Annotated in this window: 12 protein-coding genes; 4 read left to right on the plus strand and 8 right to left on the minus strand. The window is 63.2% G+C overall.

What is annotated here, in order from left to right:
• Positions 1-34: 34 nt before the first annotated feature.
• Positions 35-1,834 (plus strand): adenylate/guanylate cyclase domain-containing protein, encoded by a 1,800-nt coding sequence (locus PLANPX_RS21575; RefSeq protein ID WP_152100725.1) that lies wholly within the window; start codon positions 35-37, stop codon positions 1,832-1,834.
• A gap of 76 nt (positions 1,835-1,910) precedes the next feature.
• Here PLANPX_RS21575 and PLANPX_RS21580 read toward each other — a convergent pair whose 3' ends face one another.
• Complete coding sequence (locus PLANPX_RS21580) at positions 1,911-4,829, minus strand: ELWxxDGT repeat protein (protein ID WP_152100726.1); 2,919 nt, start codon at positions 4,827-4,829, stop codon at positions 1,911-1,913.
• Between the two features lie 1,067 nt (positions 4,830-5,896).
• Here PLANPX_RS21580 and PLANPX_RS21590 point away from each other — a divergent pair.
• Both PLANPX_RS21590 and PLANPX_RS21595 read left to right on the plus strand, forming a co-directional pair.
• Positions 5,897-9,124 (plus strand): ELWxxDGT repeat protein, encoded by a 3,228-nt coding sequence (locus tag PLANPX_RS21590; RefSeq protein ID WP_152100728.1) that lies wholly within the window; start codon positions 5,897-5,899, stop codon positions 9,122-9,124.
• Positions 9,125-9,397: 273 nt separating this feature from the next.
• A complete protein-coding gene (locus PLANPX_RS21595; protein WP_172992235.1) occupies positions 9,398-12,697 on the plus strand; it encodes an ELWxxDGT repeat protein in 3,300 nt (1,099 codons plus the stop codon).
• Here the strand turns inward: PLANPX_RS21595 and PLANPX_RS21600 are convergent.
• The 4 genes from PLANPX_RS21600 to PLANPX_RS21615 all read right to left on the minus strand — a co-directional run bounded on the left by PLANPX_RS21600 (position 12,694) and on the right by PLANPX_RS21615 (position 17,866).
• The gene (locus PLANPX_RS21600) at positions 12,694-13,503 is read right to left on the minus strand and encodes a dockerin type I domain-containing protein (RefSeq protein WP_152100730.1); all 810 of its coding nucleotides are present in this window, start codon (positions 13,501-13,503) and stop codon (positions 12,694-12,696) included. The two genes, PLANPX_RS21595 and PLANPX_RS21600, sit on opposite strands and share 4 nt — an antisense overlap.
• Before the next feature lie 220 nt (positions 13,504-13,723).
• A complete protein-coding gene (locus PLANPX_RS21605) occupies positions 13,724-15,118 on the minus strand; it encodes a hypothetical protein (protein ID WP_152100731.1) in 1,395 nt (464 codons plus the stop codon).
• A gap of 99 nt (positions 15,119-15,217) precedes the next feature.
• Positions 15,218-16,357, minus strand: coding sequence for a chorismate synthase (gene aroC / locus PLANPX_RS21610; RefSeq protein WP_152100732.1), 1,140 nt, complete (start codon positions 16,355-16,357; stop codon positions 15,218-15,220).
• Positions 16,358-16,975: 618 nt separating this feature from the next.
• Entirely contained in the window at positions 16,976-17,866 is an 891-nt protein-coding gene (locus PLANPX_RS21615; RefSeq protein WP_152100733.1) for a phosphoribosylaminoimidazolesuccinocarboxamide synthase, read from the minus strand.
• 636 nt (positions 17,867-18,502) lie between these two features.
• Between PLANPX_RS21615 and PLANPX_RS21620 the strand changes: the two genes are divergently transcribed.
• On the plus strand, positions 18,503-19,987 hold the full coding sequence (locus PLANPX_RS21620) for an endo-1,4-beta-xylanase (RefSeq protein ID WP_152100734.1): 1,485 nt from the start codon (positions 18,503-18,505) through the stop codon (positions 19,985-19,987).
• A 123-nt stretch (positions 19,988-20,110) separates the two neighbouring features.
• Here PLANPX_RS21620 and PLANPX_RS21625 read toward each other — a convergent pair whose 3' ends face one another.
• From PLANPX_RS21625 to PLANPX_RS21635, 3 genes are all read right to left on the minus strand, one after another.
• Entirely contained in the window at positions 20,111-20,491 is a 381-nt protein-coding gene (locus PLANPX_RS21625; protein ID WP_152100735.1) for an STAS domain-containing protein, read from the minus strand.
• 396 nt (positions 20,492-20,887) lie between these two features.
• Entirely contained in the window at positions 20,888-23,740 is a 2,853-nt protein-coding gene (gene alaS / locus PLANPX_RS21630) for an alanine--tRNA ligase (RefSeq protein ID WP_152100736.1), read from the minus strand.
• Between the two features lie 306 nt (positions 23,741-24,046).
• The gene (locus PLANPX_RS21635; RefSeq protein WP_152100737.1) at positions 24,047-24,319 is read right to left on the minus strand and encodes a DUF4404 family protein; all 273 of its coding nucleotides are present in this window, start codon (positions 24,317-24,319) and stop codon (positions 24,047-24,049) included.
• Positions 24,320-24,359: the final 40 nt, after the last annotated feature.

Consider the following 24,359-nt stretch of genomic DNA (forward strand, 5'->3'; position numbering starts at 1 on the left):
TCCCGCCAGTGCCCTCCCCTTGAGTACTCCCGCCATGTGGCAAGTCGCCGTCTTCAACCGACGACAGCACGAACAGTTTCGCGTCGTCGGCTCCGAAATCACGCTCGCGCAGCAAGGCCTCGACGAACGCTGGGCGCCGAGCAACATTGCAGCTGGCTCGGGCTACGAACAAACGCCGGCCGGCGATCGGATTACGATCCGCCTCCGTCCCAGCGGCGAAGCGACGGTGATCGACTGCCGCGGCATCGACGACAACGTCCTGCTGGCCGACGGCGGCGCCCTGGCCTGCCATGTGCCGATGGAATTGTCGCTGCCGGCGACCTTCCAACTCGGCGAAACTTGGTTTGAAATCAAACTCCGCACCGTGCGGCCGGAAACGCTCGCCCTCGAAGCGCTCCATGCCACCGATGCCGAGCGTCCCGCCCACGCTGGTAAGCAAGGCCCCGACTCGGCGACGGTGTCGAAGTGGCTCGCCGCGGTGAGCGACCTGCACCGCACGGCCGCGAGCAGCGACGAGTTCTTCACGCGAGCCGCTGAAATCGCCGTCCGCAGCACGGGCCTCGACGCGGCGATGATCTTGCTGCGCGAAGGTTCGACCTGGCAGATCGCGGGCAGTTCGCTTGCCGATCCTCGCTATGGGTTCTCGTTCGATGATGCGGCGCTCAACTTGATGGTCGCTCGCCCCGACGTGTGGCGGCAGCCGGCGTCGAGCGTGCGGTCGACGACGCTCGTGCCGGGGCTGCCCGATCCGCAACCGCAAGATTCACTGGTGCTCGCGCCGGTGCGGGGCGAGTATGGCGAAGTGATTGCCGCGGTGTACGGCGTGCGGCATGGCCGCGGCGACAACCGTCGCGTCGGCGTGCGGACGTTGGAAGCTCGCGTCATCGAAGTCCTCGCCGACGGCGTGGCAGCGGGGCTCGCACGGCGGCAGCAAGAAGTCGACGCGGCACGTCGGCAGGTGCTGTTGGAACAAGCCTTCTCGCCGGAGGTCGCTCAGCACCTGCTGCGGCAGCCGAACGCGCTCGCCAGCCAAACGCGCGAGACGACGATGCTGCTCGCCGACTTGCGCGGGTTTACCAAGCTGGCCGAAATGCTCACCCCGACCGAGAGTTGCGATCTGCTCTCCGCGGTGATGGAAGCGCTCACCGACGCGATCACCGAGCAGGGCGGCATGGTGATCGACTACTACGGCGACGGCGTCTCGGCGATGTGGAACGCGCCATTCGATCAGCCCGATCACGCCGACCGGGCGTGCTTGGCGGCGCTCGAGATGCTCGAGTCGATCGCCCAGGTGAGCGAAGCCTGGCGGCAGTTGTTGCCGTTCCCGCTGGAGCTTGGCATCGGCATTCATACCGGCCTCGTGCAGGTCGGCAACGCCGGCACGCGGCAACGGATGAAATACGGCCCGCGCGGGAGGGCGATGAACCTCGCGAGCCGCGTGCAGACGGCGGCCAAACATCTCGACGTACCGCTGTTGGTGACTGACGCCGTGCGGCGCCGTGCGTCGAGCCGGCTCACCGCGCTGAAGGTGTGCACGGCGCGACTGCCGGGGATTGAGGACCCGCAAGAGTTGTTTACATTGTTCCCCGCGGCTGATGCGGAGCGGTTGCAGGGCGACCTTGATCGGTACGCCATTGCGTTAGCCGCTTTTGAGGAAGGCGATCTTGATCTCGCGGAGCGAGAGCTTGAATCATTGCTATCCGACGGTCCCTCGACGCCGGCGGCGTTTCTGGCTCAACAAACGGCGGCGCTGCGGCGCGGCGGGTTGGGCCGGCGGGCGGATGATTTGTTCGCGAGCGGGAACGATGCGGTGATTGAGATTCTTTCGAAGTGAGTGTTGCGCGGTTCTACTTCAGACGGCGCGAGGGTTCAGACTGGTCGCTGAAGCGACCAGTCCGAGGGGCGACTCGTTAGTGCGGAACGCGCAGGCGGCGTTGCGGGCGTAGGGAGCGCGCCTCGGCGAAGAGGCTCGTGAAATCGCCGGCGGCGTAAAGGGCGTCGACCGCGGCGACGTCGGCTGCAGCCTGCGCCTCGAAGGCCGAGGCCGTCGCCGGAGCGGCGGCCCTCTCGGCAGTTGCCGTCATCGCGGCTGCCGTCGCGGTCGCCGTTGCAGCGGAGTCGCCGAAGTGATCTTGCCACACGGTCAGATCGTCGGCGTCGACGCTGCCGTTCGCATCGCCGTCGGCGCCGCTGCCGGCAGGAGTCGCCGACGTGCCCAACTGACGCTGCCAGAACAAGAAATCGGCGCCGTCGACGACGCCGTTGAGATCGTAGTCGCCCGCGAGCGGGGACGTGAGATCGGCAACCCAGAGCTCTTGGCCGTACGCTTCCGTGGTGACGGTCACGAACAGGCGGCCATTCATCTTTCTCATGACGAATGGACTTCTGGCGGCATTGGGGGCGCCGAAGGAGTCGATGAACTGCGTCCCAGCTGCGGTGCCGTCGCTTGTCCAGAGTTGGAAGCCGTTCACGCCGTCATTGGCTTTAAAGTAGAGCGTCCCTTCCACATTTCTGAGGTAAGAGAGGTTGGCACTGAACGCTCCGGGATTGAGGTCTTTGACGAGCACGGCCCCTGTCGCGGTCCCGTCAGTTTTCCAGAGATCGTTTGGCCCGAAGTAGAGCGTTCCATTCACGTTTGTCAGATATTTGGGAGCGAGAATATTATTTCCCGTGCCAGTCTCCTTCATCTGAACGGTCCCTGCCTCGGTGCCGTCGCTTTTCCAGAGCGTGAAGCCACTGGAGCCGTCGTTGGCACTGAAGTAGAGAGTTCCGCCGGCCTCCGCCAAGTATCTAGGATCGGAACTCACCCCTCCGGGGCGGATGTTCTTCACGCGAACGGTGCCGGCATCGCTGCCATCGGTTTTCCAAAGCTCTCTGCCAGTCGAGCCGTCGTCGGCGCTGAAGTAGAGCGTCTCGCCCACCCACGCGAAGTTTGCAGGCGAGGAACCGGCGGCCCCGGGGGCAATATCTTTGACGCGGAAGGTGCCGACTTCGGTGCCGTCGCTTCTCCAAAGTTCAACGCCGCTTGTACCGTCGTTCGCGCTAAAATAAAGCAATTCGTTCGTGCGCGTCAGAATCGTGGGATTCGAGCCATCTGGTCCGGGCTTGATATCCTTGACCTGCACGGTCCCCGCCTCGGTTCCGTCGCTCGTCCAGAGTTCGCCGTTGGCAATGAAGCAGAGTTTCCCGCCCAAGTTCACCAAGGAGCTGGGACTGGAACCGAGGGATCCAGCAATGAGATCCTTAACCTGCACGGTGCCTGCTGCGGTGCCGTCGCTTTTCCACAGCTCGACGCCGCTCACGCCGTCGTCGGCGGTAAAGTAAAGCGTCCCGTCGACGTTCGTCAGCGAATTGAGATTGGAACTGGACGAACCGGGCCGAACGTCTTTCACGCGGACGGTTCCCGCCGCAGTGCCGTCGCTCTTCCAGAGTTCCATGCCGCCCGTACCGTCGTTGGCACGGAAATACAGGATCCCGCCGACGTTCGTCAGGGCGGTGGGGCTGGAAGAATTCACGCCAGCGCGAATATCTTTCACGCGCTGCGTCCCCGCGGAAGTCCCATCAGTCTTCCAGAGCTCGACGCCGCTCACGCCGTCGCTGGCGGTGAAGTAAAAGATTCCCCCGACTTCCGTCAGATTCTCGGGCGAGGAATCGGGAGTTCCGCTGTTGATATCTTTAACGCGAATCGTCCCGGCCGTGGTCCCGTCGCTCTTCCAAAACTCGAAGCCGGTCGAGCCGTCGTTGGCGCCGAAGTACAGCACCCCGCCAACGTTCACCATGATCGAACCTGGGCCGGGACTGTAGGAGGGAGAAGAGGAACCTGCCGTACCGGGATTGATATCCCGAACCAGAACGGTGCCTGCTACGGTTCCGTCGCTCTTCCAGAGTTCGAAGCCAGTGGCGCTGTCTGTGGAATGGAAATAGAGCGTCCCGCCTACGTTCGTCAGGTCGGTAATGAGCCCGGCTTCGCTCAAGGGAACAGTTCCCGCCTCGGTTCCATCGCTCTTCCAGAGTCTGCTGCCGCTACCGGAGTTAGCGGAGAAATAAACCTCCTCGCCCACGACCGTGAGCCGACTGGGAGAGGAACCGCTCGCCCCGGCGTTGACGTCCTTCACGCGGACAGTGCCCGCTTCGGTCCCGTCGCTCTTCCAGAGCTCGACGCCGCTCGCGCCATCGGTAGCGGCGAAGAAGAGCGTCCCGCCCGCGTTGACCATGAGCTGCGTTAGGGGGAACTCGCCCAAGGAATAGCCAGCCCCGACGTTGACGTCCTTCACGAGAACGGTACCTGCCGTGGTCCCGTCGCTCTTCCAGAGTTCCGTGCCATGGACGCCGTCGGTAGCGGCGAAAAAGAGCGTCCCGCCTACGTTGACCATGAGCTGCGTAAGGGGGAACGCGCCCAAGGAATTGCCAGCCCCGGCGTTGACGTCCTTCACAAGGACGGTCCCCGCCGCGGTTCCGTCGCTCTTCCAGAGTTCCATGCCATGGACGCCGTCGTCGCCGCGGAAGTAGAGCGTCCCGCCCACGTCGGCCATCACAGGGTCCGTGCCGAGATTGACGGGACTAACCTCAACAGTTCCCGCTGTCGTTCCGTCGCTTTTCCAAAGGCTTCCCGAGGGATCGACCAGATAGAGCGTTCCGCCGACGTTCGTCAGGTGGTGATCTAAATAAGGACTGTTAGGGACATAGCTCAGATTCTCGAAGACGCGCAGCGTTCCCGCTGCGGTGCCGTCGCTCTTCCAAAGCGAGTGGTAGGAAGAACCTGATTCGGCCGTCGTGAAATACAGCGTTCCATTGACGTTCGTCAGATCATTGACGTAAGTGCTGCCCACCCCGGCGATGATGTCCCTGACGAGATAGGTGCCAGCCTCCGTCCCGTCGGTCGCCCAGAGTTCGTTGCCGTACGACGACGTGCGCCGAGAAGAATGTCTTCGCCCCGGCCTGGACGAACTCGTGGGGAAAGGACGAGCCTGCGTTCGGAGTCGCGTTGACGTCCTTCAGCAGATTGAAATCGGCGGCCAGCAGCTGCCGCGACTCGAGCGACTCGAGCGCCAGCCTGCGGCCTACGGACGACTTGACGAGTGAATGCCGATTGCGGACAGACTTCGATCTGGACATAAGATGCGTCTCAGAAAAGAGGGCGTCTTCGATTGCGGTTCGAATCGATGCTGATTTTCGATTCGCCGGCAGTGTTCCGTTGAGCGTTTAGAATACCCATTTGGATGAAGGCGTGCAAATATCGAAAAAAACGCCCGAAATAGCTCCAAGTCGATTGCATTAACCGCTAACGTCGCCGTGGCGCCGCTGGCCAGGAGCAAAATCGCGTCGGAGCTGAACCTGACATTCAAACGCGGAGTTCGCGGCGAACCAGCTATCCCGCTACTGTGGCGTCGCGGCTTTTTGTCGCGTCATCTCGTTTTTGGCGACACAAAGCCTAAGTGGTTGCGAGCGTTGGGTTTGGCGTGACGTTTTGCTTGCTACTGGCGACGCTGTCGTCACATCTGGGCGACTCGCTCGCACTTTCCTGCTTCGGTGGAACTCAAACCTACCTTCCGCCAGGTCTCTTCGCGGTCACTGGAGCGGTGCTCTTGTTCGCGACGCAGAGCGTCGGGGAGCGCGTTCCCACGCGGAGCGTGAGAACGAGAGCACACGCCTCACCCTAGCGGATCGGGTGGCCTAGTTTCAACACAAAACTCGCAAACTTAATGCGGCATTATTGGGGGGGGGATTTTATCGGGCAGCCCGCTGCTTTCAGCGGCGACAGCGGGCAAATTTGCCGCAACGAAGCTCTTCGTTCGAGACGCCGATTGTTTGAGCCGGAGGTCGGTTCTTGGTGCGCTAATCAAGCAGCGAAAACATCCGGCTGCGTCGTCTTTGAATAACATTCCGGGTACGTTCGATGGCAACGCGTTCTCAGCGATTCTCTCGTTCTCCCATTGCAAAGCGGCTTGGTTCAGGGCAGTTGGAAATTCAGCGTCTGCAATTTGAGACGCTGGAACCACGTCGCGTGTTGGCAGTCGACTTCGATTTTCTCGGAGATCTGAACGGCTCGCCGAATTCGGGTAATCAGTCGCCTACAAATTTCGTCGAGGTCAACTCGATCGTTTACTTTACGAAGGACTCGACGACTTTTGGTCAGGAAGTTTGGCGCACCGACGGGACCGTGGCAGGAACCTCTCTTCTCAAGGACATTCGCCCCGGAGCGAGCGACTCATTTCCAAGCAATCTCATTAACGTCGCCGGCACTCTCTTCTTCACCGCCAACGACGGCCTTAACGGCCACGAACTATGGAAGAGCGACGGAACTGCGGCCGGCACTGTGCTGGTCGCGAATATTCGAGCGGGGGCGGAAGGCTCTTCTCCCGCCTCGTTAGCGAACATCGGAGGGACGCTTTACTTTGCCGCCAACGATGGCAGCAATGGGGTCGAACTCTGGAAGAGCAATGGCACGGCGGCGAGCACCACGTTAGTCAGGGACATTAACCCCGGCTCGGCTAGTTCCGCCCCCGGCTTCTTCAAGGCGCTTGGCGGGGTCGTCTATTTCGCAGCCAACGACGGCGTCGCAGGCGTTGAACTATGGAAAAGCGACGGCACGACCGGCGGAACGTCACTTTTTAAAGACATTCGCGCGGGCAGCGCCAGTTCCAATGTCGCTTACTTGGAGGAACTTTCCGGCAGTCTATTTTTCCGCGCGAACGATGGCGCGACGGGATACGAGCTTTGGAAAAGCAACGGCACAGCGGCTGGCACGACGCTTTTGGTGGATTCATGGGCTGGGTTGCCAAGCTCCAATCCAACATCGTTGACTAACGTTAGCGGTCAGCTTTACTTTGCCGCTAAGAATGGTTCTAGCGGCAACGAATTGTGGAAGAGCAACGGCACTCCCGCCGGCACGACGCAGGTTGACGACATCGCAACGGGAACTGCCGGCTCCACCCCCAGAGATTTTTTCAACGGCAACGGCGTGCTTTATTTCGTCGCCGATGAAGTCGTGAACGGCATTTTAACCGAATATTTTTATCGGAGCGCCGGCACGGCGCAAACGACGTTCCCTGTCCTGCAGATCAATGAGGTCGTCGGGAGTTTTCATCAAAGCGTCAACGTCGGCTCGACGATCTATTTCAGCGATGGCGAAGACATTCGTCGACTGCAGTCCCCATCCTCAACCACAACGAAAGCCGTCGACTTCACGCCGACGAACGCGAGTTCATCTCCTACAAGTTTGACGGACGTCTCCGGGACGCTCTTTTTCGCCGCAGCAGCCACTGGATCCCCCACCAGGAGACTACTATGGAAGAGCGATGGAACAGCAGGCGGAACCTCGCTGATTACAAGTTCGCAAACAGGCTCTGTGGTGACGCCTTTGTCGAAACTTGCAGCGTTTGGCGGAGCCGTTCTGTTCACAGCCAACATGGGCGGCTTGGGAGCGGAATTGTGGCGCAGCGACGGCACAGCAGCCGGGACGTATCTGCTGAAAGACATCAGCCCCGGTGCGGCTTCGAGTCGCCCCGAATTCTACGTCCAGTCGGGTGAAAACCTTCTCTTCGTGGCGGAAGATGCGATCTGGAAAACAGACGGCACCGCGGCCGGCACCGTCTTGGTGAAAGACCCACGCGCCACAGGCTTGGCTTATCCTTGGTATCTGACCGACGTCGGCGGGACGCTGTTCTTCATGGCGAACGACGGCGCCACGGGCATGGAGTTGTGGAAGAGCGACGGGACGGCCGCAGGCACCGTGCTCGTCAAAGACATTCGTGCGGGTGCGGCCGGCTCCATCGAACCGACCTCTCAATTTCGCGAGTCGGGACAGGGAATGGTCAACGTCGCGGGAACGCTGTACTTCTTCGCGAATGACGGGACGAGCGGCTTCGAGCTTTGGAAAAGCGACGGCTCGAGCGCCGGAACGATTAGAGTCAAGGATATTCGCACTGGCTCTGCTAGCTCGGACCCCAGCTACCTGACGCCAGTCGGCGGTAAACTCTTCTTCCTGGCTTTTAGTAACTCTGCCGATGGGCTGTGGGTCAGCGACGGCACGGCCAACGGCACTCAGTTGTTAAAGAGCTTCACCGGCGAATGGGGGAGCCGTGAGTACACGCTTCTGACGGCTGTGGGCGACACTCTGTTCTTCGCCCTCAACGACGGAACCTCTGGTCGCGAACTCTGGAAGAGCGACGGGACGCCGGCTGGCACGGTGCGCGTGAAAGACATCCGACCTGGGCCGGGAAGTTCGGATCTATACAGTCTCGCGAGCATCGGCGGTCTGCTCTACTTCCGCGCAAACGATGGCGTCGCCGGCGAAGAGCTGTGGGTGACCGACGGCACGGAACAGGGCACAAAACTGCTCTATGACTTTACTGGCGACGGCGGAGGAAGTCAGCCGGAGGAAATGGCTCGCGTCGGCGACCGGCTGTACGTTGTCGCAACGACGGAATCGACGAATTCCGAGCTGTGGGTCGCCGACCTGACTCCTCCGTTGTCCGGCGATTACGACGGCAACGGCCGCGTCGACGGCGGCGACTTCCTGGCGTGGCAGCGCGGATTCGGCGGGAGCGCGACGCCGGCGGGGTCGGGGGCCGATGGGGATGTGAATGGGACCGTGGGCGCTGGAGACTTGGCGGTTTGGAAGGAGCACTTCGGGGCGGGCGTAGCTCAGACGGCCAGTGTGGCGTTAGCAGTCGTTGCCCCTAGCGACGCGATGGGCAGCGATGCCATTCAGGCCGCGGCGACCACTGCGCTTGGCTTACGATCAGAACGAGTGGAGTCGACTCTCGCCGCGATAGACTCGCTGAGCGCGCGCGGGCTCGTTGCGCTCGCTCAGGCGGCGGATGATCAGACGCAAGACTTGCCGTCGTTCTTCAAGAACGACGAGGTTGAAGTTCTCGTGCGCGACATTCACGCCGAACGAGCCCAGCAGCGACTAAACGCTGTCGTGCTGGACGCGGCGTTCACCAATTTGGGAAACGCCGCGCACGGTCAGCGTCGGCAACGCGACGCTAGCGGCGTACACCCGCGACAAGGCTCCGCAGAGCTGCCGGAATGGTTCGCCGGCGCGGAGTTGGCGGAGAGCACAGTACAAACTCCGCTGGCGACCGACATGCGGCGCCCCTCTGCGGGCCGGAAAATTTGAGAGTGCGCAGGCGCGTTGAACGCAGCAACGAGCAGCCGACGTTTCTAGTCGAATTGACCTGCCGCCGAGGTTGGTCGAGAATCACAGCACAGTCGATATTTTAATTTCGGATATCGATTATTTGAGAGTGCCGTCGATTCTTGGTAGGCTGGGCGAGTCGAGCAACTGCTCGGCGGCACTCCTTTTGACGAACACCCTCGCATGCGTTGGATGGCAATGCGCTCTCAACAATCCTCTTCTTCCCTCCTCGCGCGGCGACTTGGTTTAGAGCAGTTGGAAACTCGGCGCCTGCTGGCCGTCGATCTCCAGCTGCTAAAAGACGTCAACGCCAACCCGATCCAAGTTGAGTCCAACCCCGCCAATTTGGTGAACGTGGGCGGGATTCTTTTCTTTCAGGCGAACGACGGAGTCTCGGGCACGGAGTTGTGGCGGAGCGACGGCACGACCGCAGGAACGACGCTGGTCAAGGACATCGTCGCCGGCGCGAGCGGTTCGTCGCCGCAGTTGCTCACCAATGTGGGAGGAGTGCTTTATTTCACCGCCAACGTTGGGGAGACCGGTCGAGAACTCTGGAAGAGCGACGGCACCGCCGCGGGCACGGTGCTGGTGAAGGACATTACGCTGGGCTCAGGCAGTTCGGTGCTGAGCAACTTCGTCGCGGGCGACAACGCGCTGTGGTTCACCGTGTCGAGAAATGGGCTGGCGGAGCTCTGGCGCAGCGATGGAACAGAAGCGGGAACGCAATCGTTAAAAGCATTCCCCGAGATTTCTTCGGAGATACGACGGGCGCTCGATATCGACGGCACGCTCTACTTCGTCGCTTCCACGGCGGAATTGGGTTCTGAGTTGTGGAAGTCTGACGGAACTGCCGGCGGCACGACGCTGGTCACGGACCTGCAGTTCGGCGTCTCTGGATCTCATCCGAGCGATTTGACGAACCTGGGAGGGACGCTCTACTTTGCGGCGGAAGAAGCGGGGTCGGAGCGACAGCTGTGGCGAAGCGACGGCACGGCCGCGGGTACGGAGCTTGTGAAAGCCGTGGAGGGAGACGGCGCCGCCTTCAACCCGCAGGGAATCATCAACGTCAACGGGACGCTGTTCTTTAGCGCCGCCACTCCAGCGGATGGCGCCGAGTTGTGGAAGAGCGACGGCACCACGGCAGGGACCGCCATGGTCGCGAATCTTGCTGCCGGTGCGGTCGCCTCGAATCCAACTCAGCTCACGGAGGCGGGCGGCGTTCTTTATTTCACCCCGCTGTTCCCCGGGAACACGGGCGAATTGTGGCGGAGCGACGGCACGGCGGCAGGCACCTATGCGCTGAAGGACATCAACGGCGCGACGCTCGCTTCGCTCCGCTCGTTGACGAACGTCGCCGGCACGCTCTACTTCGTTGCCAACGATGGCGCGACAGGCTACGAGTTGTGGAAGAGCAACGGCACGGCGGCAGGCACCGTGCTGACGGCCGACATTCGACCCGGCGCGGCGGGCTTCAGCTCCGATCCTCAGTTTTTGACCGAGTTGAACGGCAAGCTGCTGTTCCGCGCGAATGACGGCGTGCGCGGCGCCGAGCTGTGGAGCAGCGCTCCCGCCACCGTCGGGGCGACGCTGGTCAAAGATCTGCGCGATTGGACGAATTCTTCCGCGCCGTCGAACGTCACCGAAGTTGACGGACTGATCTACTTTTCCGCCAACGACGGGGTGAACGGCCTCTCGTTGTGGAAAAGCAACGGAACCGCGGCGGGAACGAGCCGAGTCTGGTCTGTGTCGGAAAACTCGGCGGCGCTATCGCTCACGCTGTTCACCAATGCCGGAGGGCTGCTCTATTTCGCAGCGATCGGCACGGCCACGAAAGAGCTGTGGGTAAGCGACGGTACAAACGCCGGAACGAAACGATTGCACAGCGGCCTGGCGAGTTCGTCGGCGCCGACCGCCAGTTCGATGATCGACGTCGGCGGCGTCCTTTACTTCGTCGCGAACAGCAGCGAGGCAGGAGCGGAGCTCTGGAAAAGCGACGGCACGCAAGTCGGCACGGTGCTGGTCAAGGACATCTGGCCCGGCACGTTCACGTCGGCTCCGGAGCATATGACCAACGTGGGAGGAACGCTATTTTTCTCCGCGCGGACTCCGAGTAGCGGGCTTGAGCTGTGGAAGAGCGATGGAACGGCCGCTGGGACAGTGATGGTGAAAGAGATCGCCGCCGGCTCCGCACCGGCGATTGAATCGGCCGTCGAGTCGGCGGAGCGTTTCGTCAACGTCAACGGCACGCTCTTCTTTATCGCAAACGACCTCGTCAATGGCCAGGAATTGTGGAAGAGCGACGGAACCGCCGCCGGGACGACGCTGGTCAAAGACATCTTCGCAGGCGCCAGCGGCTCCGCTCCCTTTCACTTGACGAAGGTCGGGGACGAGCTCTTCTTTTTCGCCAATAGCATGCTGGGCTCGAACAACCTCTGGAAAAGCGACGGCACCGCGGCGGGAACCGTGCGGGTGAAAGATCTCATCGGCTACAAAGGCAGCCCCACCAACACGCAATTTGATCCGGTGGAGGTCGGCGGTCTGTTCTACTTCGCTGCGCAAAGTACGGCCGGAACCGAATTGTGGATGAGCAACGGCACTGAAGCGGGCACTGTCCAGCTGAAAGACATCCGCCCGGGAACGGGCCCGTCGTTCCCGCAGCGATTGACCAACGTCGCGGGCAGGCTCTACTTCTACGCCAACGACGGCACCCACGGCTATGAACTGTGGACCAGCAATGGAACCGCGATTGGGACGAAGCTGGTCGCCGACCTCGCGCCGGGAATCCCCAGCAGCGGCGGCGTGCAAGATCGTCGGCCGATTGCGACCGCCAGCGGACGGCTGTTCGTCGTCGCGACGACCGATCTCTACGGGGCTGAACTCTGGACAGGCGCCGCGAATCCGCCGTTGCCGGGCGACTATGACGGCGACGACGTCGTCGACGGGGCCGACTTCTTGGCGTGGCAGCGTGGGTTTGGTCAAGCTGCGATTCCTGCAGGGTCGGGCGTCGACTGGGATGCGAGCGGGGCTGGCGATGCTGGCGACCTGGTCGTTTGGAAGGAGCAGTTTGGGGCGGAGAGCGGGCCGGAACCTACCTCGCTACTCTCGGCGGAAGAGGCCGCTTCCGAGGGGCTCTGGGAAAATGCAATGGCGCTAGGCGCTGTCGTGCCCATTGAGCTTAACGATGCGTCGCCCGCCGACTTACGCGGTTTCAGCGATTTCACGGCGATTGCTCAGGCGGCTGAAGCCGCTGAGAGTTCGGAAGTCGAGACGCTGGATCGCAAACGTGAGAGTTTGCTTGCCAAGAAGACCGCAGCGGCGGTTTCTGCCGCAGGATTGCGTGAAGCGACGCAGGATACGGCGTTGGGCCTGTTGACCGACTACTCAAAAACGGCCGGCGATTACCTAGCGGAGGATCTGAACGACGAACTGCCGGAAGCATGGCCCTCGTTGCAGCGAGCGGAAGGTTCTGCCCACGAACATCGACGCGGCGGCGCGTTGAGGTCGCCATACGACGGGGTCAATGTGCGAGCGCTATCGCGGGTTTATCTCGGCTAGCGCCGTCTGGCGAGAAAGCCAAGTCCCGCCACGGCAGCCAGAGTAGCGGCAGCCGGCTCCGGAACGGCAGCGCCGGCTGGCGGCGCTGTCGCAACGGCGCGCTGCCAAGCCAGAAAGTCGGCGCCATCGACGCGGCCATCGCGGTTTTCGTCGGCGGAAAGGTACCCGGCGTAACTGCCGCCATTGGCCGTCGTGCGTCCGTACATCTTGAGATACTCAGTAAGATCGCGACTGTCGACGACGCCCTCGCGGTTGAAGTCGCCTGCGAGCGGCGGACCGGCGGTCGACACCGAGCGGAGGGAAAAACCTCCCGTCATCCGAACAACATCGATGGCGATCGTGTCGACGTCGCTCATGTCAGCGGAGAACGCGCTGAACGGGATTTCCAAGATGCCGCCGCCGCGGAAATCGACAACCCTTGGGCCAGGTGCGTTGCCGCGCGGGGGGAGCGTCTTGTTAATCGAGATCCACATGGATGCTTCCGCGTTCTCGGAGCCTGCGGCGTCGATGACGAACCGAAAACGATCGTGCCCGTTCGCCGTGAAGTTGGCGTTCAGCGGCGCGTTATAGCCGTACATGAGGGTGAAGTAGCCGGAGCCGCTCGGCTGCGAAACCAGCAACCCGCTGGCCGGTGCAATCGTTAGCTGCGTCGAGGCGCCGGTAACGCTCACATGCCGCGCACCGCCGACGACGAACGAAGAATTCAGACCAGTCTGCGCGACAATCTCAGTCGACGCACCAAGAGTGGCGGCCCCTTCGACAAAGTTGTCGATCACCAGGGCGTGAACCGCTGATGCCGATAGCATAGCAGCGGCGACTGTAAAGAGTGTCAGCAATCGTCTCATGCGGCGCCCTGGTTGAGAGATCCTTGATGTACTTCGTGCGTTGCGTAAACCCAATTCACACAGACGCGATATAGTTGGCGCACTATATCCCGAAAGGCGACTGATCGCAACTAAACGCTGCAAACGACGAACGATTGGCGACTGAGGGTGATCGCCGCTCCGGCGGGTCGTTGACCCGCGGCTACTCCGGGCGCGGGAGGCGGCGGGCGGTTTCGACGGCTTCGGGCGTGAAGGGGAGCCACAGGGAGGTGGAGTTCGCCATGAACTGTAGCCAGGAGGCGGCGGGGAGCCTTACGGGAGTGAATGATCCAGATTCGGCGGCAGCCTTCGCGTCTGCTGCGGCGAGGAGCAGCGGATGGCCGTTGGCGACGGCGATGGCTTCGGTCGCGTCTGCAGTCGCAGCCTCTTCCGATGGCGGCGCGATAATGAGACCGGTCGCGTCGAGTTTAAACTGACATGCCAAGCGGTCGAGCAGATGAAAGTCTTCAGCGAGTGCCGCGTCTGCTGCGGCATGCTGCTTCAGTTCTTCCGCTTGATGCAGATAGGGGTAGGCGTATCGCTCGGCGGCGGCCTGCAGCGTTGGCTGGGAGGACGAAATTCGGCAAACGAGGTATTTGCGGGCCGCGAATAGGAACGCGCCGTTGAGCCGTGCGTTCGGTGCGGCGACGAGCGTGCCGGCGAGATGCGTGAACCTTGCGTCGCGCCAGCGGCAGTCGGCCAGTTCGAGCGTCGCGGTTCCTTGTAGCTTGTGCGACGAAGTTTGCGGGATCAGTCGCGCCAGGTCGACGCCAGTGAATTGCCCCTTAAGATCGCCTTCCCACGCGGGCGTCGTCGGACCGCCGAGCGGGTGCGAGCTCTTCCACTCGACGCTACCGGTGAACGTTGCCGTGTCGTTGAGGGCCGCGGCGCCGGGGACGAGGGGCGCCAGGAGCGATGCGGGGAGCGCGTTCTGCTCGGTGTCGAGCGTCACGACGGCGTGTTCGGGAGCGCCATCCTCGGTTGCGGCGGGCGTCTCGAGCCACAGCTTGAGCGGCTTGGCGTCGGCGGCCGGCGTCGCGGTCGTGTGGGCGATCAAGCGGAATCCCAACTTGCCCGCGGCGTCGCGCTCGATGGTCGCTCGCAGTTGGTGAAGTTGCGTGATTACCGGAGCGGTGAGCGTCACTCGCTTCACGAGCAAATCGATGCGGCGAGCGGCAGTTCGCTGGAACCACCATTCAAGTCGCTCAGCGAGCGCTGGCAGGTCGGCGACGCTTAGCGCAAGCTCGTCGATGGAGAGCGCGAGCGTATCGCCGCGATGTGTTTCGACGCCCGTGAGTTTGAGCAGCGGCGCGGCGACCTGGGGATCAGCGACCGTCGCCGAGGCGGTGCGGAGAAAATTGGGGCGCGGCTCGCGGTAGTCGGAGAGTTGGACTTGGAGATGGTAGCGATCGCTCAGCCGACGAGCGGCGGCTGCTTGGCGCCACGGGAGGTGATGGTCGACGATCCACGCAGCCGTCGCGCACGTCGGCGCCAAGCACAGGGCGAAGAAGCCCGTGCGGCAAATCCGTTTGCGCGTGGTTTCGTGGAAAGCGAACATCCTGTTCGATCTTGTCAGTTGTCAGTGGTCCGTTGTCAGTTGCTGGCGAGTGGTTACCGTCTTCACCACTGACAACTGACGACGGACCACTGACATTTCCTACCGTTCAGCTGCCATTTCTTGGAAGAGCTTGTAGCGGGCCTGCATCTCCTGCAAACTGTCGCCGCCGAATTTGTCGACGAGGGCCGCGGCGATTTCGATCGCGACGACGTTTTCGACGATCACGCTGGCGGCGGAGATCGCGCAGACGTCGCTCCGTTCGTAGCTGGCGCCTTCGGCTTCCTTGGTATCGAGATTGATCGACGCCAGCGGCTTGCGGAGCGTGCTGATTGGTTTCTTCGCGGCGCGGATGACGAGCGTTTGGCCGTTCGTCATGCCGGCTTCGAGACCGCCGGCGTTGTTCGTCGGGCGCTCGTAGCCGAGCGTGTGGGTGTGCTTCTTCGATTCGTCGTAGTGAATGGGATCGTGCACCTGCGAACCGCGGCGGCGGGCGGCTTCGAAGCCGAGGCCGATTTCGACCCCCTTGATCGCCTGCACGGCCATCACCGCCTGGGCGAGGCGGCCGTCGAGCTTGCGATCCCACTGGGCGTGCGTGCCGAGGCCGAACGGCAGGCCATGGACCTGCACCTCGACGATGCCGCCGAGGGTGTCGCCCTCTTTGCCGACGCGGTCGATCAGTTCCTTGATCGCGTCGTCGCGTTCGAGGTTGAGGCCGTAAAGTTCGCTCTCGTCGCGAATCGCTTTCAACTCTTCAAGCGTGCCAGCGACCGGTTCAATTTTCTGATCGCCGACTTCCGCAACGAAGCCGAAGACGGTGATGCCGAACGGTGCGAGCAGCTGCTTGCAGAGCGCGCCGGCGGCGACGCGGACGGCGGTCTCGCGAGCGCTCGCGCGTTCGAGGATGCCGCGGATGGAGCCGAGGTACTTCACGGCGCCGGTGAGATCGCCGTGCCCGGGGCGCGGGCGGGGGAGATCTTCGAGGCGTTCGAGTTTGTAGTCGCGGTTGACGACTTCGAGCGCGATCGGGCTGCCGAGCGTGACGCCGTGCCAGACGCCGGTGCGGACGTCGACCGTGTCGGTTTCAATGCGTTGGCGGCCGCCGCGGCCGTAGCCGCCTTGGCGACGGCGGAGTTCGACGTTGATCGGTTCTTCGTCGATCGCGACGCCTGCGGGAAAGCCGTCGAGGAGCGCGATGAGCGCTTTGCCGTGAGATTCGCCAGCGGTCCAGTAGCGGAGCATGAATGAAATGGGGAAGGCGGAATGTGGAATGTGGATGCGATACTCGTTCCCACGCTCCGCGTGGGAACGTGGGGATCGCCGCTCTGCGGCATGCGTTAGTTTCGTGCCTCACGCTGGCGGCAGCCTCGATCTCCTGGGCGCGACGCGGAGCGTCGGCGGGGGCGTTCCCACGCGGAGCGTGGGAACGAGGAGCCTGGGGCGCGCAATGGGCCGAGGGGAGACTACGAATCTGCCGCTGGAGCCGCAAGGTCGGGCGGGGGCTCCATTGTACATTGGCGAAATGGGGGGAGATAGGCGGCGAAAAGTGCCTGTTCGTCGGCCAGTACGGCGCCCCGGCACGAAAGCAGCCTTGAGCTCAGCCGCGGCAATCTCTATTTCACCTCGATGAGATGCAAGCGCTCGATGCTGTCCCTACTCGGCTCACTGGCCCTGGCCAGCATGGCAGGATGCGCGTGGATAGACGGCTTGTTCGGCCATAGTCTGCGCGAGTTGCAGATGGATGCGACGTCCAGTGGCCTAAATAGCCCCAACGAGCAAGTCCAAGCCGATGCTGTCGAGAGACAGCGCGAGGTCAGCAGGATTTACGACTAGCTGATCTGCCGACGCCGAAACCTTCTGCTACGCCCAGAGGAACTTTTCGCCGGTGATGCGTTCGCAGGCTTCGATGTATTTCGCTCGCGTCTTCTCCACGATCTCGGTCGGCAGCTGCGGCGGCTGGCTGTTTTTGTCCCAGCCGCTTGCGGAGAGCCAGTCGCGGACGAATTGCTTGTCGAACGACGGTTGGCCGCGGCCGACCGCGTAGCCATCGGCGGGCCAGAAGCGGCTGCTGTCGGGGGTCATCACTTCGTCGATGAGGATCGGCTGGCCGTCGACGATGCCGAACTCGAACTTCGTGTCGGCGAGGATGATGCCGATCTCCGCAGCGCGGCGGGCGCCGTGGGCGTAGACGTCGAGGCTCAGTTGGCGGAGTTGCTCGGCCAGCTCGACGCCAATGATCGCCTGCATTTCGGCGAAGGTGATGTTTTCGTCGTGATCGCCTTGGGCCGCTTTCGTGGCGGGGGTGAACAGCGGCGCTGGCAGGCGTTCCGATTCGCGGAGGCCGCTTGGCATCGAGATGCCGGCGACGCCGCCATGCTGGCGGTACTCGGCCCAGGCCGAACCGCTGAGATACGCGCGGACGACGCACTCGATCGGCACGACCTCAGTTTTGCGGACGAGGATCGTGCGGCCGGCGAGGGCGTCGAGGTCGGCGCCGGCGGGCAGATCCATTTGCCGCACGTCGGTTTCAATGAGATGGTGGTCGATCGGCAGCGAGCGGAACCAGAAGTTGCTCACCTGCGTGAGGACGCGGCCCTTGTCGGGAATCGGCGTCGGCAGGATCCAGTCGAACGCGCTGATGCGGTCGGTGCTCACCAGGAGCAGGCGGTCGCCGAGGTCGTAGACGTCGCGGACCTTACCGCGGGTGACGGGGAGGCCGGGAAGGTTGGTTTCGATGACGGGGGCGGACATGGCGGCGAGTTCCGGGGAGCGAAGCAGTTATCGGAAGGCGAGTATATCGGAAGGCGGGGTGGGTGATGTAGTGAGTTGGCGTCCATGGCGGTGGGATGCCGGGGCGTTGATGGGTTTTCCATCCCGCCGGGTGCCACTGGCATCTTGCCAGTGTGAGGCGGTTAACGGCGTCAACGCCCGAATGATGCCGGCAGACTTTAGCCGCCTGGAGAGTCAGGTGTGGACTGGTGGTGGAACTTCTGGGTCCGGACAAGCCTGGGGCATTGTCTTTCAGGCGACTGGCGTGGGGTGGAGCGCCGGGTTGGGCGTGCTCTTTTGGCACTTCGCACTGGCAGGATGCCAGTGGCACCCGCGCGGGCTACCGCTACGCGGCTAAATGGGCGTTGTGGGGTGGGGGGATTTGCGACGGGGCATTTGTAGGCAGAGCGGACCCTTCGGAGTACCTCAGGGTGACAGGGCTCCACAGGGTTCTGCGGCGGATTTGCGGCCGGCCGCGTGGAGTTGTGACCCCCGCACGGCAGTTGTAAACTGAAGTGGACGAAGGGACTTCGTCGTTCTGGCAAGGGCACAACACCGGCCGCCAAGCCACCGCACTTTGACACCACGCTTTCGCCCTTTCCACGACAGGCCTCGACTATGGGACAGATGCGGTTCCATCTGCATCGCCGCGACCGAATTCCCCCGGGCGGCCTCCCCCGGATCTATGTCGCGGGCAACGAAGACATTCCCTGGCAAACCAGCTCGCGCTGGGACGGGGAAACGCTCGTCATTCAACGAGGCGTCGACGATTCGGGCTACACCTACGTCCCGTGGGTTGTCGACGGCCATGGCCAGTATCTGCTGGGCACCAGCACGCTGATCGAGCGTGAGCGGCCCTACCTGCTCGACGTCGAACTCGCCCGCGGGTTGATCCAGCGGATTCGTTCGCGGCTGTTCATTTGGGAATGGCTGGGGATGAAGACGCCCCCCGAGCTGACCGAGCGTCTGCAGGAAGCGACGCGGCTTTTCTCGCGCGCGGCGACGACGCAGAAAGACGTGGCCTCGTCAGCGGAAGCGGCGAACAAGGCGATCGCGTTGGCGCTCACCGTTTCAGAGCAACTAGTGCGGGCCTACTCCGAACAAACGATCAACTCGCGGCAACGGCAGACGCCGATCGCGTCCCTATTAGGCGTGAGCCTCGGCCCCGCGGCGCCGACGGTGCAGGTGAAGCGGCAACTGGTCGATGCTTGCAACATCGTGCAACTGCCCGTCGGGTGGCGGGCGATCGAATCGCGCGAAGGCAAACGCGACTGGAAGCCGACCGACGAACAGCTCGGCTGGTGCCAAACGGCCGGCCTGAAGGTGGCGATGGGCCCCCTGCTCCGCCTTGACGATCGCGGCGTTCCCGACTGGATGTACCTGTGGGAAGGCGACGACGACAACCTCGTGCGGCTGCTGCTCGACCACGTGAAAGCGGTCGTGTCGCGCTATGCCGGCCGGGTTCACCTGTGGCATGTCGCGTCGCGGGTGAATAACGGGCAGCTGCTGTCGCTCGATGAAGAGAGCCGGCTGAACCTCGTCGCCCAGGCGGTGCAGGTGGTACGAAAGATCGATCCGCGGACGCCGGTCGTCGTGTCGTTCGATCAACCGTGGGGCGAGTACCTGGTCGACCAGGAACACGACTTGGCGCCACTCCACTACGCGGATGCGCTGGTGCGGGCTGATTTGGGGATCTCGGGCTTCGGGCTCGAAATCAACTCCGGCTATTGGCCGCGCGGCAGCAGCCATCGGCCGACGTTTGAATATGGCAAGTTGATCGACCAGTGGAGCCAGCTGGGGCTGCCGCTAATGGTGCTGCTCACCGCGCCGAGCGGCGATCTGCCCGACCCGCTGGCGGCGAAGACGATCGCGGCGGAATTGGTTCACTCGCCCGATGCGCCGCAGCAAGACTCGCAACTAGCGCTCGCCTCGAGCGTGGCGCCGCTGCTGTTGGGGCGGACCTCGGTGCAGGTAGTGCTATGGAACCAGCTAACCGATCACGAGCCGCACGAGTTCCCGCACGGGGGGTTGTTTGACGGCAAGGGGAACCCGAAGCCGACGCTCGGGATGCTGCGTGATTTGCGGAAGGCCTGCGGCGGGTAGCGCGCAGCAAGTACTGTAGCCGCGGCTCAACGAGCCGCCGGAGCGGTACTCGTAATGCCTAGCCCAAACGATCAACGCTCCGGCGGGTCGTTGACCCGCGGCTACTTGCGATCACGCTGCGACTTATGCGTTCGCGAAGTGCGGCGCGTGGCGGCGTTGGCCTTTCACGGCGTCTTCAAGCGAGGCGAAGTTCGGCAGCGCTTGGTCGAGGCGGCAGAAGCGAAGCGCTTCGGCACATTCCTTCGACAGGCCGCAGAGCCGCAGGGCGCCTTCGCGCTGCAGGACGCGCTTTTGGAGCATCACGAGTTGCCCCATCAGGTGGCTCGGGATCATCGACACATCGTTCATCTCCAGCACGAGCCGGTAGACGAAGTGACGATCGGCGAGCGACCAAATTTTGTCGGCCATGCCGGCCGGCTCAGTCTTGCCGGGGCGTAGGCGCAGGAACAACCAATCGGGGCCGCGTGAAACGTCGACGCCCCACTCTTCACAAACGTCAGCCATGACCAAACTCCGCCTGCGAGGAGATTCCCTCCCAGGAAACGTTGCCGCCTCGCCAAATAGTGAGCTAAACGCATCCAGACGTTCAGCTTGAGAAGTCTCCGAGAGTTGCCTCTCCCAGAGCAGTTGGCCTTCATCTTAAGAGAGTTTGCCGGCAGGGACAATCTCGATTGGAAAGTCCGGAAAAATGGCGAGATGAATCAGTCGCGGAAGATGGAGAAGTAGCCGCGGCTCAACGAGTCGCTGGAGCGGATACAAATGGGGAGTGCTGAATGGGGAATGGGGTGAAGACTCTAATGCTGCGGTTTAGCAGCATGGCGTTCCCCATTCAGCATTCCACATTCGACATTGATTTGTACTCGCTCCGGCGGGGTCGTTGACCCGCGGCTACTGCTAGCACTACGCCTTGAGCATCTCGGCGATCGTTTTGTTGGCGACGTCGAGGGCGGCGGGGAGCTTCGCCGGATCCTTGCCGCCGGCTTGGGCGAGGTCGGGGCGTCCGCCGCCGCCGCCGCCCACCGCGGCCGCGACGGGGCCGATCCACTTGCCGGCGCTGAGGCCACGTTCTTGCAACTGCTTCGAGATGCCGGCGACCAGCGTTACCTTGTCTTCGCCCTGCGTCGTGGCGAGCAGCACCGCCGACAGCGGTTGCTTCTGGCGAATCTGGTCGATCAGCTGCCGCATTAGGTTCGGCTCGACGCCTGGCACGTCGGCGACGACGACGGTCACGCCGTCGGCGGTAGTCGCCTTTTCGAGCAACGAGTCTGCCGACAGCGGGCCGGCGGCTTCGCGTTGGGCAAGCCGTTGGCCGAGCGATTCGACTTCCGTGGCCATCAATTCAATCCGCTCGGCGACGCCGAGCAGGCCGACCGACATGCGGCGGGCGGCTTCGCCGAGGATCGACTTCATCGACTCGGCCGTGTCGCCGGCGACCTTCTTCACCGTGGCTTGCGCGGCGGCGAGGTTCGGCTTCACGCCCGCTTCGAGGGCTCGCTTCAGTTCGCGACGCTTTTCGATGAGGGCTTCGACGGCGTGCGGCAGATCGTAGCCGGCGACGCCGAGCTTCTCGGAGGCCTTCTTTACTTCCGCTTCGAGCCGTGCGCGGTAGTCGGTCGCCTTCTTGCCGGTGAGGGCGATGATCCGCCGCGTGCCGGCCGAGACCCCCTCTTCGCTGAGGATTTCAAACGCGCCGACGTCGCTCGTGCTGTTGAGGTGGACGCCGCCGCAGAGTTCGCGGCTGAAGTCGCCCATCGAGACCATGCGGACTGGGTCGGGATACTTCTCGCCGAAGAGCATCATCGCGCCTTGCTTGCGGGCGTCGGCGAGCGGGAGCGTTTCCCACTTCACCGGAGCGCCGGCGGCGACGCGTTCGACGACGTCTTTCGCGATCGCGGCGAGTTGCGTGCTTTCGACCGGGCTGAGGTTCGTGAAGTCGAACCGCAGTTCGTCGTCGGTCACCTTCGAGCCTTGCTGCTGAGCGTGCGAGCCGAGGTTCTTCTGCAGGGCATAGTGCAAGATGTGCGTCGCCGAGTGGGCGCGACGAATCGCGTCGCGGCGGGCGTCGTCGACGGTGGCGCGAACCTTAGCGCCTTCGCGGATCGTTCCCTTGCGGAGGTGGCCGATGTGGACGATCAGCGCGCCGTCCTTCTGAGTGTCGATGACTTCGAACTCGAAGCCATCGCCGACGAGCTTGCCGACGTCGCCGACCTGGCCGCCGCTTTCGCCGTAGAAGGGGGTGCGGTCGAGGATAACGCGGACCGTGTCGGTAACCGGGGCGCCGGGGGCGGGGACGCCCCGGCTCGCTGATGGGGATTCATCGAGCTTGTCGACTAGGTGGTCGTTTGGCGCTTTGCCGGTGATGATCCCCTTCACGACGGCGTCGGCGACGGTGGTGTCGTAGCCGAGGAATTCGGTCGAGTGGAGGGCGTGCTTCAGCGAATCGATCGGGCCCTTGGCGCCCATGACCGTGTGCTGCACCTTGCCCGAGGCTTCGCCATGCTGCTCCATCGAGTGGGCGTAGCCTTCCCAGTCGAAGGCGAGGTTATGCTCGGCGGCGAGCGACTCGAACAGCTCCGGCGGCACGCCGTACGTCTGGTAGAGCTCGGCGGCGACGGCGCCTTCGACCCGCGTGCGGTTCTCTTTGCGCATGTCGTCGAACGCCCGCTCGATGCGGTTGAGACCGGCGTCGATCGTGCCGAAGAAGTTGGCTTCTTCCTTCTCGATGACGCTGGCGACGCGCTGGGCCGTTTCGACCAAGTCGGGGTACGGGCCCTTCATCGCCGCAACGACGGCGGGGACGAGCTTGTGGAGGAACGGCTCGTGCAGGCCCATTTGGTGGCCGTCGAGCACCGCGCGGCGGAGGAGCCGCTTCACGACGTACTTTTCCTTTTGCGGGCCGGGGTAAACATTCTCGTGGATCGCGAACGTGCAGGCCCGCACGTGATCGGTGATGCGGCGGCAGCGACGGCCGGCATCGCTATCGAGTTCGTACTTCACGCCGCAGATTTCCGCGGCGGCTTGCACGATCGGGAAGAGCGTGTCGATATGGTAGTTCGTCGGCACGCCTTGCAGCGTCGCGGCGGTGCGCTCGAGGCCCATACCAGTGTCGATGTTCTTCGACGGCAACGGACGGAGGTTGTTCGGCGGATCGCCGACGCGGTTGAACTGCGTGAAGACGAGGTTCCAAATCTCGACGCTCTTGCCTTGGTCGGGATGGAAGTAGATTTCGCTGCACGGGCCGCAGACGCCATCGGGACCTTGGCTGGGGGCGCTCGCCGGCCAGAAGTTTTCATCCTCGTCGCAGCGCTCGATGCGGTCGACCTTCAGGCCGATGTCTTTCTGCCAGATGCCGGCGGCTTCGTCGTCGTCCTTGTAGACGGTGACCGTGAGCCGCGACGGGTCGAGGGCGAGCCACTTCTTGTCGGTGAGGAATTCCCAGGCCCAGTTGATCGCTTCGCGCTTGAAGTAATCGCCGAAGCTGAAGTTGCCCAGCATCTCGAAGAAGGTGTGATGGTAGGCGGTGCGACCGACGTTCTCGATGTCGCCGGTGCGGAGGCACTTCTGGCAGCTGGTGGCGCGGGTGAACTCGAGCTTCACCTTGCCGAGGAAGTGATCCTTGAACTGGTTCATGCCCGCCGGGGTGAACAGCACGCTCGGATCCCAAGTGGGGACGAGCACGTCGCTGGCGACGCGGCGGTGTCCCTTGGACTCGAAGAAGCTGAGATACTTGTCGCGAAGTTCGTCGGTTTTCATGAGAGGAAGCGAGCAGTAGGCAGTGAGCAGTGGGCGGTCGGCAGCGTCGAAATCGCCTGCAGGCAACTTCCGCCGCGAGCCGGGGCGTCCTCGCCCCCGGCAATAACCAACAGCCGGCGTAAACGCGCTATGATATCGGCGCGGGGGGAGTTTGACACTACCGGTTGGGAGGGGTCTGCGGGAAGCGGGGTTCGCGGCCGCACGGCGCAGCTGATAGGCGCAATCCAGCGTTGGGGCTGGACTGGTCGCTTAAGCGACCAGTCCGAAGTGCTGAGGGGCGCCGGGAATGAGTGGGCGGAGCCCGTGTTAGATGCCGAGGTTCGCTAGCGCGGCGGCGACCTGGTTCACGGCGGCGGTCACCTGCGGGTGCTCGGCTTCGAACTCAAGGATCGAGTCCTGCAGTTTGCCGCCGAGCGATTCGCCCTCTTCCGACGGCACGTCGTCGTCCGCTTCGAGCTTGCGGTGGATGTCGGCGGTGATCGCCAGCAGCGATTGCCGCGAGGCGTCATCGAGGGTGTTGGCGCCGGAGAGTTCGGACTGCAGCGTGTGGAGGGCGTCGAGTACTCGGTTCTTGTCCATCGCGCGGGATCCGGATTGCGGCTCATTCGAAGTGACGGGG

The sequence above is a fragment of the Lacipirellula parvula genome (assembly GCF_009177095.1).
Taxonomy (GTDB): domain Bacteria; phylum Planctomycetota; class Planctomycetia; order Pirellulales; family Lacipirellulaceae; genus Lacipirellula; species Lacipirellula parvula.

Coding starts and splice junctions, on each gene's coding strand:
- PLANPX_RS21575 (WP_152100725.1), top strand. CDS start 35: ATGTGGCAAGTCGCCGTCTTCAACCGACGACAGCACGAACAGTTTCGC.
- PLANPX_RS21590 (WP_152100728.1), top strand. CDS start 5,897: ATGGCAACGCGTTCTCAGCGATTCTCTCGTTCTCCCATTGCAAAGCGG.
- PLANPX_RS21600 (WP_152100730.1), bottom strand. CDS start 13,503: ATGCTATCGGCATCAGCGGTTCACGCCCTGGTGATCGACAACTTTGTC.
- PLANPX_RS21605 (WP_152100731.1), bottom strand. CDS start 15,118: ATGTTCGCTTTCCACGAAACCACGCGCAAACGGATTTGCCGCACGGGC.
- aroC (WP_152100732.1), bottom strand. CDS start 16,357: ATGCTCCGCTACTGGACCGCTGGCGAATCTCACGGCAAAGCGCTCATC.
- PLANPX_RS21615 (WP_152100733.1), bottom strand. CDS start 17,866: ATGTCCGCCCCCGTCATCGAAACCAACCTTCCCGGCCTCCCCGTCACC.
- PLANPX_RS21620 (WP_152100734.1), top strand. CDS start 18,503: ATGGGACAGATGCGGTTCCATCTGCATCGCCGCGACCGAATTCCCCCG.
- PLANPX_RS21625 (WP_152100735.1), bottom strand. CDS start 20,491: ATGGCTGACGTTTGTGAAGAGTGGGGCGTCGACGTTTCACGCGGCCCC.
- alaS (WP_152100736.1), bottom strand. CDS start 23,740: ATGAAAACCGACGAACTTCGCGACAAGTATCTCAGCTTCTTCGAGTCC.
- PLANPX_RS21635 (WP_152100737.1), bottom strand. CDS start 24,319: ATGGACAAGAACCGAGTACTCGACGCCCTCCACACGCTGCAGTCCGAA.